This is a genomic window from Denitromonas ohlonensis (assembly GCF_007625205.1).
Classification (GTDB): domain Bacteria; phylum Pseudomonadota; class Gammaproteobacteria; order Burkholderiales; family Rhodocyclaceae; genus Nitrogeniibacter; species Nitrogeniibacter ohlonensis.
On record NZ_VMNI01000010.1, the window covers coordinates 88,963 to 102,200 of the forward strand.

The 13,238-nt window shown below is 66.2% G+C and carries 11 protein-coding genes; 6 read left to right on the forward strand and 5 right to left on the reverse strand.

The window, feature by feature from the left end; genetic code table 11:
• Positions 1 to 7: 7 nt before the first annotated feature.
• Both tldD and FHP89_RS11365 read left to right on the forward strand, forming a co-directional pair.
• Entirely contained in the window at positions 8 to 1,453 is a 1,446-nt protein-coding gene (tldD, locus tag FHP89_RS11360; RefSeq protein WP_144178024.1) for a metalloprotease TldD, read from the forward strand.
• Positions 1,454 to 1,542: 89 nt separating this feature from the next.
• Positions 1,543 to 2,361, forward strand: a complete 819-nt coding sequence (locus FHP89_RS11365; protein WP_186300311.1) for a type IV pili methyl-accepting chemotaxis transducer N-terminal domain-containing protein — start codon at positions 1,543 to 1,545, stop codon at positions 2,359 to 2,361.
• Here FHP89_RS11365 and FHP89_RS11370 read toward each other — a convergent pair.
• The gene (locus FHP89_RS11370; protein WP_144178029.1) at positions 2,358 to 3,419 is read right to left on the reverse strand and encodes a PA0069 family radical SAM protein; all 1,062 of its coding nucleotides are present in this window, start codon (positions 3,417 to 3,419) and stop codon (positions 2,358 to 2,360) included. The genes FHP89_RS11365 and FHP89_RS11370 overlap by 4 nt on opposite strands.
• Positions 3,420 to 3,545: 126 nt before the next feature.
• Here FHP89_RS11370 and FHP89_RS11375 point away from each other — a divergent pair, with 126 nt between their 5' ends.
• Positions 3,546 to 5,228 (forward strand): PAS-domain containing protein, encoded by a 1,683-nt coding sequence (locus tag FHP89_RS11375; RefSeq protein WP_186300312.1) that lies wholly within the window; start codon positions 3,546 to 3,548, stop codon positions 5,226 to 5,228.
• A gap of 38 nt (positions 5,229 to 5,266) precedes the next feature.
• Here the strand turns inward: FHP89_RS11375 and FHP89_RS11380 are convergent, their stop codons facing one another.
• A complete protein-coding gene (locus tag FHP89_RS11380; RefSeq protein ID WP_260851573.1) occupies positions 5,267 to 8,866 on the reverse strand; it encodes an indolepyruvate ferredoxin oxidoreductase family protein in 3,600 nt (1,199 codons plus the stop codon).
• Positions 8,867 to 9,038: 172 nt separating this feature from the next.
• Here FHP89_RS11380 and FHP89_RS11385 point away from each other — a divergent pair, with 172 nt between their 5' ends.
• Positions 9,039 to 9,509: an Lrp/AsnC family transcriptional regulator gene (locus tag FHP89_RS11385; protein ID WP_260851574.1), complete on the forward strand. Its 471-nt coding sequence runs from the start codon at positions 9,039 to 9,041 to the stop codon at positions 9,507 to 9,509.
• A gap of 56 nt (positions 9,510 to 9,565) precedes the next feature.
• Here the strand turns inward: FHP89_RS11385 and FHP89_RS11390 are convergent, their stop codons facing one another.
• From FHP89_RS11390 to FHP89_RS11400, 3 genes are all read right to left on the reverse strand, one after another.
• On the reverse strand, positions 9,566 to 10,189 hold the full coding sequence (locus FHP89_RS11390) for a BON domain-containing protein (RefSeq protein ID WP_144178035.1): 624 nt from the start codon (positions 10,187 to 10,189) through the stop codon (positions 9,566 to 9,568).
• Positions 10,190 to 10,780, reverse strand: a complete 591-nt coding sequence (locus tag FHP89_RS11395) for a phosphoheptose isomerase (RefSeq protein WP_144178037.1) — start codon at positions 10,778 to 10,780, stop codon at positions 10,190 to 10,192.
• A gap of 92 nt (positions 10,781 to 10,872) precedes the next feature.
• Entirely contained in the window at positions 10,873 to 11,271 is a 399-nt protein-coding gene (locus FHP89_RS11400; RefSeq protein WP_144178189.1) for a YraN family protein, read from the reverse strand.
• Positions 11,272 to 11,326: 55 nt separating this feature from the next.
• Here FHP89_RS11400 and rsmI point away from each other — a divergent pair, with 55 nt between their 5' ends.
• The gene (gene rsmI, locus FHP89_RS11405; protein WP_391525645.1) at positions 11,327 to 12,163 is read left to right on the forward strand and encodes a 16S rRNA (cytidine(1402)-2'-O)-methyltransferase; all 837 of its coding nucleotides are present in this window, start codon (positions 11,327 to 11,329) and stop codon (positions 12,161 to 12,163) included.
• A gap of 29 nt (positions 12,164 to 12,192) precedes the next feature.
• A complete protein-coding gene (pyrC, locus tag FHP89_RS11410; RefSeq protein ID WP_144178041.1) occupies positions 12,193 to 13,227 on the forward strand; it encodes a dihydroorotase in 1,035 nt (344 codons plus the stop codon).
• Positions 13,228 to 13,238 lie beyond the last annotated feature (11 nt).

Genomic DNA, 13,238 nt, shown 5'->3' on the forward strand with positions numbered 1-13,238 from the left:
GATGCTCATGACCCAACACGCCGAAGCGCTCACCATTGCCGAACGCCACCTCCTGACGCCGACCGGGCTCGACCTGTCGGTGCTCGAGCGGGTCTTCGGCCAGATGCACGCCCATCAGCTCGACTACTCCGACCTGTATTTCCAGTACCACCGCACGGAGGCCTGGAGCCTGGAAGAAGGCATCGTCAAGTCCGGCAGTTTCAATATTGATCAGGGCGTTGGCGTGCGCGCCATCAGCGGCGAGAAAACCGCCTTCGCCTATTCCGACGATATCAGCCTGAACGCCTTGCTGGCCGCCGCCGACGCGACCCGCGCCATCGGTGAGGCCGGCGGCAGCGGCAGCACCCGCATCGGCAAGCCGATTGTGGTGCCCTCGCGCTACCGCGGTGTCGATCCCTTCCTGTCCCTGGCCGACACCGACAAGGTGCGTCTGCTCGAGCGCCTGGAGCAGTTCGCGCGCGCCGAAGACAGCCGGGTCAAAGAGGTGATGGCGCATCTGGTGGGTTCGTGGGAGACCATTCTGGTGGCGCGCAACGATGGCCATCTGGCCGCCGATGTGCGCCCGCTGGTGCGGGTATCGATCTCGGTGATCATGGAAGAAAACGGCAAGCGCGAGCAAGGCAGTGGCGGCGGCGGTGGCCGTTTCGACTACGCCTGGTTCGACGATGAGCGCCTGCGTGAATACGCCCGCGCCGCCGTGCATCAGGCCAGCGTCAACCTGTCGGCCGATCCGGCGCCGGCCGGCACCATGACCGTCGTGCTCGGCGCCGGCTGGCCCGGCATTTTGCTGCACGAGGCCATCGGCCATGGTCTGGAAGGCGACTTCAACCGCAAGGGCAGCTCCGCCTTTGCCGGCCGCATCGGCCAGCAGGTGGCGGCCAAGGGCGTCACCGTGGTGGATGACGGCACACTGGCCGACCGTCGCGGCTCGCTCAGCGTCGACGACGAAGGCAACCCCACGCAATGCACCACCCTGATCGAAGACGGCGTGCTCACCGGCTACATGCAGGACATGCTCAACGCACGCCTGATGGGCGTGGCGCCGACCGGCAACGGCCGACGCGAGTCGTTTGCCCATCTGCCGCTGCCGCGTATGACCAACACCTACATGCTGAACGGGGGGCATGACCCGCAGGAGATCATTGCCTCGGTCGATCGCGGGCTGTATGCGGTCAACTTCGGCGGCGGTCAGGTGGACATCACCTCGGGCAAGTTCGTGTTTTCGACCGCCGAGGCCTATCTCATCGAGAAGGGCAAGGTCACCCGTCCGGTCAAGGGCGCAACCCTGATCGGCAATGGCCCGGATGCGCTCACCCGCGTGGCCATGATTGGCAACGACATGACGCTCGACCCCGGTGTGGGCACCTGCGGCAAGGACGGCCAGAGCGTGCCGGTGGGCGTCGGACAGCCCACTTTGCGCATCGATCGGCTCACCGTCGGTGGCACCGCTTGATCCAGATCAGCGGGCCGGTTGTTTTGTATTAAGGAATGAAAAAGCGCGTCGTTACACCATGCACGCTATTTGTGATTTGTGGTGACGAGATGACGCACAGAAGGGATGTAATCAAGGCCGTGCTCGGTGGCATGGGGGTGCTGGCAGTACCGCGTGTTTTTGCTGCGCCGGGCGATGCGCCGTTAGCCGCCGCAGCATCGCTGACACTGCCTGAGGCGATCAACAAGGCCGGTCGTCAGCGCATGTTGTCGCAGCGTTGCGCCAAGGCCTGGCTGATGCAAGGGCTGGCGGTGACGCCCGGCGTCGCCACCACGCTCCTGCAATCGTCAATGACACTGTTTGAGTCGCAGATGACGGAGTTGTCGCGCTTTGTGCCGACGGCCGATGTGCAGGGCGCGCTGGTGCAGTTGAGCGCCGACTGGCAGAGCTATCGCGCGGCACTGCTGGTGCCGCCGTCGCCCGAGAGCGCGGCGCAGATCTATACCCGAAACGAAGCCGTGTTGAGCGCCGCACACGCCGCAACACAGGCCTACGAGCGCGCCTCGGGAACCACCGAGGGCCGGCTGATCAACGTGGCGGGCCGTCAGCGGATGCTCTCGCAGCGTATGGCAAAATTTGTTTACTTCGCCCGTTACGGGGTTGAGTCGCAGGCCTCGATTGAAGCGCTCGGCAAGGCGCGCGAGGAGTTCATCAAGGCGCTGGACCTGCTCAAGGCGGCGCCACAGAACACGGCACAGATCACCAACGAGCTTTCGCTGGTCGATCAGCAGTGGTTCTTCTTCCAGAACGCGCTCGGGCAGGGCAGCTCGCCCAAGGCGTTGCTGGCCATCGCCACGACCAGCGAGCGGATTCTCGAGCAGCTCAATCTGGTGGTCGGCTTGTACGAGTCCTTGGCCAGACCCGCCTAAAACAAGCGGCCTTGCCGATCGGCACCCGGCGGCGTGAAGCGCTGGGTGTCGAGCGCCAGATGGCGCGGGGCGAGGCCGAGCTGCTTGCAGGCCAGCGCGAATCGCTGGCGGTAAAGATCGGCAAACAGGCCGGTGCCGCGCATGCGCTCACCGAAGCGGGCATCGTTCACCCGGCCGTCCCGCAGCTGACGGACCAGGCTCATTACATGCGCGGCGCGGCCCGGTGCGTGTTCGGCCAGCCAGTGCTCGAACAGCGGCCCGACTTCGCGCGGCAGTCGCAGCACCCCATAGCCCGCGGTGCTCGCGCCCTGCGCGCGCGACGCCGATAAAATCGTTTCCATTTCTTCGTCGTTCAGCGCCGGTATCAGCGGCGCGAACAGCACACCGACCGGCACGCCCGCGTCGGCCAGCGTGCGAATTGTGCGTAGCCGGCGGTGTGGTGCGGTCGCGCGCGGCTCCAGCGTGCGGGCCAGTTCGGCAACGAGGGTGGTGACGGACACCATCACCTGCACCAAGCCGTCGCGCGCCATCGGCCCGAGAATGTCCAGATCCCGTTCGATGAGCGCCGATTTGGTGATGATCACCACCGGATGCTGGCACTCGGCCAGCACCTTGAGAATCTCGCGCGTGACACCGAGCTGCCGTTCCACGGGCTGATAGGCGTCGGTGTTGACGCCCAAGGCGATGGGCGAGCAGCGATAGCGGCGGGCGGACAGTTCGGTGCGTAGCAGCGAGGCGGCATCCGGCTTCCATGCCAGTCGCGTCTCAAAGTCCAGCCCCGGCGACAGCCCCAGATAGGCATGGCTTGGCCGGGCAAAGCAATACACGCAGCCGTGCTCACAGCCGCGATAGGGGTTGATCGACTGCGTGAAGGGGACGTCGGGCGACTGGTTGGTGGTGATCACGCTGCGGGCCGTGTCGATCTGCAGCTGCGTGCGAAACGCCGGCGTCGGCGCGTCCTGCGGCCAGCCGTCGTCGCTGGGCTCACGCTGCCAGTCGAGAAATCGGCTGTCTGGCGCGCGGGCGGTGCCGCGGCCTTTGGGGGGTGCTGTGTTCATGATGTATGTCAGTGTCGCGAGCATCGGCCTGTGGGGTCAAGCCGGTGCGTTCAAGTTCGCGGCGTGGGTGCCGACATAGTGAGAGACGGCATGCCGCATGCCGTCGGAGGCCTCCGAGGAGAGGGCATGACCGATCTGACTAATGCCGTCGCGCAACTTTCTAGCCAGGCCCTTGCCGAGGGCGGGTCGCTCAGTGCGGTTGAGATCAGTGTGCTGATGGACAATCTGCCGGTGGGTGTGGCGCTGGTCGATGACGCGTTCACCGTGCGCATCTTCAACCGCAAGGCGCGCCAGTTGCTCGATTTTCCTGACAGCCTCTTTGCCAGCCGAATGCCGACGCTGAGGGAGTTGTTTCTGTTCAACGCGCAGCGCGGCGAATATGGCGACGGTGACCCCGAGGTGCATGCCGATGCGCTGGTCGAGCGCAGTCGCAAGCGAGAGCCTCATCAGTTTGAGCGCGACCGACCTGACGGGTCGGTGCTGGACATCCGCGGCGAACCCCTGCCCGGCGGTGGCTTTGTGACAATCTGGACCGACATCACGGCGCGCAAGCGTGCCGAGCGTGAGGCCGAAGCGCGCGCGAGACAGCTTGATCTGGTGATGAACAAGGTGCCCGGCAAGCTGTCCTTTTTTGATGCGGATCTGCGCTGTGTGTACAGCAACCAGCGCGAACTGGTGTTCGGCGGGGTGGCGACAGGGGAGGAAGGCAAAACCTTGCGCGAGCTCGTTGGCGATGTCGTTTTCCCCGAGATCGAGGGCCACTTCCGGCGCACGCTCAATGGAGAGTCCACCGCCTATCATCGGCAGTTCACCCGCCCCGACGGCAGCGTGGGCTACCTGCAGGTCAGTTCGGCGCCGCATCGTGCGCCCAATGGCGACGTGATCGGAGTGTTCACCATCGGCCAGGATGTGACCGAGCTGATGCAGACAGAGGAAGCGCTCAAGCAGCGCAATGCCGAGCTTGAGGCCGCGAATGCGGCATTGGCGACGACGCATCAACACTTGGTGCAGACCGAAAAGCTCGCCTCCATCGGGCAGCTGGCGGCGGGCGTGGCGCATGAAATCAATAATCCGGTCGGCTTCGTCAGCGCCAATCTGTCGACGCTGGGCGGCTATGTGGGCAAGCTGCTCGCGCTGGCCGAGGTGAGCGAACGCAGCTTGCGCGAGGTGTTGCCGGCGGGCAGCCCGGCGCTCGTCGCGTTCGAGGCGGCCTGTGCGGACGCCGATCTCGATTTTGTTCGCGATGACATCGTTGCCCTGCTCGACGAGTCTCGCGACGGGCTCGACCGGGTGCGTCGCATCGTCCAGGACCTGCGCGATTTTTCGCGCGCGGGCGGCAACGACCAGTGGCAGATGGCTTCGCTCGAAGCGGGGCTCAATGCCACCGCCAATATCGCGCTGACCGACATGAAGCATCGGGTGACGGTGAGTCGGGAATACGGTGACATACCGGAGGTCGAGTGCCTGCCATCACAACTGAATCAGGTCTTTCTCAATCTGATCGTCAACGCTGGCCACGCCATCACGGACACCGGCACCATCAGCTTGCGCACCGGGATGAGCGAGGATGCCGCCGAGGTGTGGGTGGAGGTGGCCGATTCCGGCTGCGGGATTCCCGCCGAGAACCTCACCCGGCTGTTTGATCCCTTCTTCACCACCAAGCCCGTCGGGCAGGGGACCGGGCTGGGGCTGGCGCTGTCTTACGGCATTGTGGAAAAGCACGGCGGCCGGATCGAGGTGCGCAGCACCGTGGGCGAGGGGACGACGTTCCGCGTGTCGATCCCGCGCGAGCGCCCGACGCCCGACTGAGCGGGTCGCCGGGCGGGGCCGACGGTGCGCCCCTCGCGCTACTTCCCGGCCACGACCGGGATGCCTTTGAATGCGGCAGTGTCGGTTGTGTGCGGTAGTTTTTTGAGCGCCTCGGCGAAAATCGCCGGGACACCCAGGGCTTTGGCCAGCGGTGCCTCGCGCATTGCGACGGCCTGCAGGTTGGCGTGCTTCACATGGCCGAAGCCGCGAAGCTGGCGGGGCAGGTCGGCCAGCGCGATGACTTTGTCGAGGTTCTCCGCGGTCAGTCGCTTGAGCAGGGCGTCGATCAGTTCGGCGTAGGTGTGGGTCAGTTCGCGCTCCATGCGGCGCTCGGCGGTGCGACCAAACAGGTCGAACAGGCCGCCGCGCAGGCGCTTGCCGCGGGCCAGCCAGGCCATGGCGCGCATCAGCCAGGGGCCGAAGTCGCGCTTGATCAGACGGCCGGCGGCATCCACCTTGGCCAGCAGCGGCGGCGCCATGTGGAAGCTCAGTTTGAGATCGCCCTCGAAGGTGTCGCGCAGCGCGTCCATGAAGCGGCCGTCGGTGTACAGCCGCGCCACTTCGTATTCGTCCTTGTAGGCCAGCAGCTTGGCGTAGCCGAAAGCCACCGCTTCGGTCAGCCGTAGCGGGGCGTCGGTGCCGACCAGTGCCGTCTCGGCGCGGCGCACTTGATCGACCCGCGTGGTGTAGCGGTCGGCGTAGGCGGCGTCCTGATAGGCGGTGAGGTGCGCCACACGATGGGCGATCAGCGCGTCCAGCGTCAGCGTCTTGTGGGCGGGCTCTTCGGCCAGTTCGAGCACCGCGTCGGGCTTTTCGGCCGCCAGCCGGCCGAGGTGGAAGGCCATGCGGTTGCTGTCGACCGCCACGCCGTTGAGGGCGATGGCGCGCTCCAACGCGGTGAGCGAGACCGGCACTCGGCCGCGCTGCCAGGCATAGCCGAGCAGCAGGATGTTGGCGCCGATCGCGTCGCCGAGCAGGCGCAGGGCAAGGTCGTAGGCATCGATGGATTCCATCGCGTCGTCGCCGGCGGCGAAGCGCAGCTTGTCGAGCAGGGCGTCGGCGTGCAGCTCGGCGTTCGGGTCGCGCACGAAGCGGTCGGTGGGGTTCTGGTGCTCGCTGGCAATGATGCGGGTGCGGCCGTGGCGTACGGTCTGCAGCGCTTCGGCCGAGGCGCCGACGACCAGGTCGCAGGCCAGCAGCAGGTCGGCCTGCTGGGTGTCGATGCGCACCTGGTTGAGCAACTCCGGCGTCTTCGCCCAGCGGATGAAGGCCAGCACCGCGCCGCCTTTTTGCGCAAAGCCCATGAAGTCGAGCTGCGAGCTGGCCAGGCCGTCGAGGTGGGCGGCCATCGACACCAGCGCGCCAACGGTGACCACGCCGGTGCCGCCGACGCCGGTGATCAGCAGGTCGTAGGGCGCGTCGTCGAGGTGGGTGTGCGGCACGGGCAGGTCGTGGATGAGGTGGGCCAGCGTGGCGGCGTCGAGCTTGCCGACGCGCTTCCTGAGCGTGGCGCCGGCCACCGACACAAAGCTGGGGCAGAAGCCCTGCACACAGGAAAAGTCCTTGTTGCACGAGGACTGCTCGATCTGGCGTTTGCGCCCGAGCGGGGTCTCCAGCGGAATCACCGACAGGCAGTTGGACTGCGTGCCGCAGTCGCCGCAGCCTTCGCACACTTCGGGGTTGATGAAGATGCGGCGGTCGGGGTCAGGGAAGGCGTTTTTCTTGCGCCGGCGGCGCTTCTCGGCGGCGCAGGTCTGGTCGTAGATGAGCGCGGTGACGCCTTCGATCTCGCGCAGGGTGCGCTGCACGGCGTCCATTTCACTGCGGTGGTGGAAGCTAGTGCCCGGCGGGAATAGCGCACCGGCGCCGTCATATTTTTCCGGTTCATCGCTGACCACGGCGAGGCGCTTGACGCCTTCTGCCTCGACCTGGCGGGCGATGCGCTCGACGCTGATCACGCCGTCGTGGGCCTGGCCGCCGGTCATGGCGACCGCGTCGTTGTACAGAATCTTGTAGGTGATGTTGGCGTGGGCGGCGATGGCCTGGCGGATGGCCAGACTGCCGGAGTGAAAATAGGTGCCGTCGCCGAGGTTCTGGAACACATGCGGCCGACGCGTGAAGCGCGCGTGGGCCGACCAGTCGGCGCCTTCGCCGCCCATCTGGATCAGGCCGGTGGTCTGGCGGTCCATCCACGAGGCCATGAAATGACAGCCGATGCCCGCCTGCGCCACCGAGCCTTCGGGCACCTTGGTGGAGCTGTTGTGCGGGCAGCCGGAGCAGAAATAGGGCAGGCGGCGCACGGCGTCGCCGGCGTTGGACAGCACCTCGGGGGCGGTGAAGTCGCACACATGGCTGAGCCGGTCGAGCGCCGGGCGGTGGTCGGCCAGCCAGCGGGCGAAGGCCGGCATGATGCGCGAGGGGCGCAATTCGCCGAGCGCCGAGAGCAGCGGCGCGCCGTCGGTGTCGTGCTTGCCGATCACGCGCGGCCGGGCGCCGGGCCGGTTGAAGAGCAGGGTCTGGATCTGTTCTTCGACCACCGGCGCTTTTTCTTCGATGACCAGCACTTCGTCCAGGCCCTCGACCAGCGTGTCGATGCGCGTCGGTTCGAGCGGGAAGACCAGGCCGACCTTGTAGAGGCGGATGCCGGCTTCGGCCAGATCGTCGAGCGTGAGTTCGAGCCGGCGCAGCACTTCGAGGAAGTCGAAGTGCGCCTTGCCGACGGTGACGATACCGAGCGTGGCGTCTGGCGTGGCGCGGATCCAGCGGTCGATGCTGTTGACGCGGGCGAAGGCGCGCACCGCGTCGAGCTTGTCGGCCAGCCGCGCTTCGAGCGCCAGGCTGGGCAGGTCGGGCCAGCGGTAGTGCAGGCCGCCGGCGGGCGGGGTGTAGTCGGCCGGCGGCGGGAAATCGTGGCGCACGGCGTCGAGGTCGACCGTCATGCCGCTCTCGACCACTTCCGAAATCGCCTTGAAGCCCACCCAGTTGCCCGAGAAGCGCGACAGTGCCCACCCGTAGAGGCCGAATTCCAGATACTCGGCGACGTTGCCGGGGTGGATCACCGGCATGTGCCAGGCCTTGAGCGTGAGGTCGCTCTGGTGCGGCATCGACGAAGACACACAGCCGTGATCGTCGCCCAGCACGGCCAGCACGCCGCCGTGGGGCGAGGCGCCATAGGCGTTGCCATGCTTGAGCGCGTCGCCGGCGCGATCGACGCCGGGGCCCTTGCCGTACCAGATGGCGAACACGCCATCGACGGTGCGCTGATCATCCGTTTCGACCTGCTGGCTGCCGAGCACGGCGGTGCCGCCGAGCTCTTCATTGATGGCAGGCTGGAAGGCGATGCCGGCCGCGTCGAGCTGCTTTTGCGCCTTGCCCAGCGCGATGTCGTAGCCGCCCAGCGGTGAGCCGCGGTAGCCGCTGATGAAGCCGGCGGTGTTGAGGCCGCGCTCGCGGTCGAGCCGGGCCTGCATCAAGGGCAGGCGCACCAGCGCTTGGATGCCGGTGAGGAAGACGACGCCGTGCTCGGCCTCGAAGGCGTCGCTCAGGGTGTAGTCGGGGCGCGCCAGCATTGAATCCGGCTCGGCCTGGCAGGCGAGCGCGGCAGCCGGCACGCTCACCCGGGGTTCGGGGTGGCGCATGTCTCTCTCCGTGGGGTCGATCCTTGCCGGGGAGGCCCGGTCATGTCGCCCGTCATGATTTGTGGTGATAACAGTTTAGGTGCCGGTGGCGGTCTGCGCGTTCCCCTCTTGCCAGGCATCGGCGAGAAATGAGAAGGTGCATTCTTGATTTATATCAATTTGGAGAATGAGTGTGCTTGAGCGATTTGTGCGCCGCATTCTGGCCGAGTTGCAGCGTGATGCACGCCAGTCGGTGCAGGAGCTCTCCGCGCGGGTGGGCTTGTCATCCACGCCCTGCTGGCGGCGCCTCAAGGAGATCGAAAAGGCGGGGCTGATTCGCCGCCACACGGTGCTGCTCGACCGCGAGGCGATCGGCCTGAAGGAATGCCTGCTGGCGCATGTGACGTTGGCGCGTCATGTGGGCACGGCGGTGGATGAGTTCGAACGCGCGGTGCTGGCGCACCCGGAGGTGATCGAGTGCTACTCGACCACCGGCGACGCGGACTACATCCTGAAGGTGGTGGTGCCCGACATGAAGGCCTACGACCACTTCCTGCACAAGCAGATTTTTGCCATTGCCGGCGTGGCCAATGTGCGCACCGCGGTGGTGCTGCGCGAGGTGAAGTACGACACGGTGCTGCCGATCGATACCGAGACCCCGTAAGCTGCCGGCAATAAAAAACCGCCCCGGAGGGCGGTTGGGGGCGGCGACGGGTGGGCTCAGTTGTTGCGCAGCAGGTCCAGCCGGCGGGCCTCGGCGTCGCTGATGTACTCGAAGACACGAATCACTTTTTTGACGCCGTCGGTAGTGCGTGCCACCTGGGTCGCGGCATCGGCCTCTTGCTGGGTCACCAGCCCCATCAGGTACACCGCCGAACCTTCGGTGACCACCTTGATCTGGTTGGCTTGCACGCTGGCCGAATCAATCATGCGGGCTTTCACCTTGGAGGTGATCAGGGCGTCGTTGCTGCGCGAGGTCAGCGAGCTGTGGCCGGCAACTTGCACATCGTTGGTGACGCCGCGCACATTGGGCACCACCGAAATGAGTCGCGGCAACTGATCGCGCATGCCCGCATCAGGCGCCTCGCCGGTGAGCAGCACATTGCGATTGTAGGACGTGACGTTGACGTGCACATGGTCGCCGAGCTTCTCCTTGATCTGCGCGGCGGCTTTCCATTCGATGGCTTCGTCTTCCACATAGGCGCCGGAGCTGCGGCGGTCGGACACCATCAGCGCACCCGTGCCAACGCCGGTGGCGACCAGCGGGAAGCAGCCCTGCAGGGCTGGAACAACGCCAGCGACCAGGGCCAGCGTCAGTACGGTACGGCGCAGGGATTGACTCATTTATTCGACTCCTAATAGCAAACAATCGATGCCATCACACAGGCAGTGAAGGATCAGTAAATGGACTTCCTGGATGCGCGCGGTGCGCTCGGCCGGGACGCACAGATGGACATCTTCCGGCCCCAACAGTTCGGCCATGCGCCCGCCGGACTTGCCAGTGAGGGCGATGACGGTCATTTCGCGCTCGTGCGCGACCTTCATCGCTTCGATCACGTTGGGCGAATTGCCGCTGGTGGAAATGGCCAGCAACACGTCGCCGGGGTGACCCAGCGCGGCGACCTGTTTGGCAAAGATCTGGTCGTAGGCGTAATCGTTGGCGATGGAGGTGATCGTGGAGCTGTCGGTGGTCAGCGCGATGGCGGCCAGCGGCGGGCGCTCCATCTCGAAGCGATTGACCAGCTCGGCGGCAAAATGCTGGGCGTCGGCCGCTGAGCCGCCGTTGCCGCACGCGAGGATCTTGCCGTTGTTCATCAGGCTGCCGGTCATCACGTCCACGGCGTGGGCGAGCGGCGCGGCAAGCACCTCGAGCGATGCGCGCTTGGTGGCGATACTCTGTTCGAACTGGTCGGTAATGCGACTGATGAGATCCATCGTGAATCCGCTGACTCTTGGCCTGAAACGAGCGCCGATTCTAGCATGCGGCCTGTCGGCGCCCGGTGTGGCCGACGCGCTTCGTTACATTCTCATCCGGTGTCGAAGGCGCTACGGATCCATTCGATGCGGGTGCTGTCGAGCGCGTCGAGCAACACCACATCAAAGCGGCAGGGCGCGTCGGCAAGCCGGCCAGCCTGGGCCAGCCAGTGGCGTGCCGCGAGCACGATGCGCGCCTGTTTGCGCGGTGTAATGCTGGCCGCCGCGCCGCCAAAATCGCTGCGTCCGCGCAGGCGGACCTCCACAAATACCAGGGTCTTGCCGTCGCGGCAGACCAGGTCGAGTTCGCCGCCGCGGCAGCGGAAATTGCGCGCCAGCGTGTGCAGCCCGGCCGCGTTCAAATGCGCCTCGGCCATCTGTTCGGCGATCTGGCCGCGCTCGCCGGCTTGCCGTTGAGGGGCGAGGCGGTCGACAATGGCGGACTTGCACATCAGAGCCAGGCGTTTCATGGACATCAACGAATCACCGCTTTCCAGGACGCCGTCATTGTATGTGGTGGCTACGCCGATGGGGAATCTGCAGGACATCACCCTGCGCGCGCTGGCCGTGCTGCGGGCGGTCGACGTGGTGGCGGCGGAAGACACCCGTCACACCAAGGGGCTGCTCAGCGCCCACGGCATTGCCGCGACGCTGATGGCGGCGCATGAGCACAATGAAGCCCGGGCGGCCGAGCAGATCATCGGGCGCCTTGCGGCGGGTGAACAGGTGGCCTTCGTGTCGGATGCCGGCACGCCGGGCATCTCTGATCCCGGCGCACGTCTGGTGGCGGCGGTGCGAGCGGCGGGGCATCCGGTGGTGCCGGTGCCGGGGCCGAGCGCCGTGGTGACCGCGATGTCGGTGGCGGGGTTTGTCGAAGGCGGCTTCCACTTCGTCGGATTCTTGCCGCCCAAGTCCGGCGCACGCCGCAGCCGGCTCGACGCGCTGCGCGAGGGCACGGATGTAACCGTCTTCTACGAGGCGCCGCACCGGGTGCGCGACAGCCTGCGCGACATGGCCGAGGTGCTCGGCCCGGATCGCGAGCTGGTGGTCGCCCGCGAGCTGACCAAGCGTTTCGAAGAGATCGCGCGCCTGCCGCTGGGCGAGGCGCAAGCCTGGCTGGATGCCGACAGTAACCGCGAGCGCGGCGAGTTTGTGTTGCTGGTGTCCGGTGCGCCGCCCGTTGAGGGGCTGGATGTGGAGGCCGAGCGCGTGCTCAAGCTGCTGCTGGCCGAGATGCCGACCAGCGCGGCGGCCAAGCTGGCCGCTGAAATTACCGGTCAGCCCAAGAACGCGCTCTATCAGCGCGCGCTGGCCATCAAATCAGAATCCGAGCCGGACTTATAATCCGACCCGACGACCAACGAGGTTTACGCATGCAAACACTGACCATTACCCGCCCCGATGACTGGCATCTGCATGTGCGCGACGGCGCCGCGCTGGCGGCGGTTGTGCCCGACACCGCCCGGCGCTTCGGCCGCGCCATCATCATGCCCAACCTGCGCCCGCCGGTGGTCAATGCCGAGCAGGCGCGCGCCTACCGTGACCGAATTCTCGCCGCCGTGCCGGCCGGTCTCAAGTTCGAACCGTTGATGACGTTGTACCTTACAGACAATACGGCGCCCGACGAAATCGACCGTGCGCTGGAGACCGGCTTCATCCCCGCGGTGAAGCTCTATCCGGCCGGTGCGACCACCAATTCGGATGCCGGCGTGACCGCCATCGACACGGTCCGCCCGGCGCTCGAACGGATGGAAAAGTCGGGCATGGTGCTGTGTGTTCACGGAGAGGTGACCCATGCTGACGTTGATATCTTTGATCGCGAGCGTGTCTTTATTGACCGCGTGCTGGCACCGCTGGCAAAAGACTACCCGGCGCTGCGTATCGTCTTCGAGCACATCACCACGCGCGAGGCGGCGCAATTCGTGACCGAAGCCGGCCCGAACGTGGGGGCAACGATCACCGCGCACCACCTGCTGCTCAACCGTAACGCGATCTTTGCCGGCGGCATCAATCCGCATCACTATTGCCTGCCGGTGCTCAAGCGTGAGCTGCATCGCGAAGCGCTGGTGGCTGCGGCGATTTCCGGCAGCCCCAAGTTTTTCCTCGGCACCGATTCGGCCCCGCATGCCCGTGGCGCCAAAGAGTCGGCCTGCGGCTGTGCCGGCTGCTACACCGCCAACACGGCCATCGAACTGTATGCCGAAGCCTTCGACGCGGCCGGTGCGCTGGATCGTCTAGAAGGCTTTGCCAGCCATTTCGGGCCCGACTTCTACCGCCTGCCGCGCAACACCGACACCCTCACGCTGACACGCGCCGACACCGCCGTGCCGGCGCAACTCGATTACCTGCCGGATGACCCGCTGATTCCGCTGCGTGCGGGCGGTACGGTCGCCTGGCAACTGAGCTGACCCACACCAAA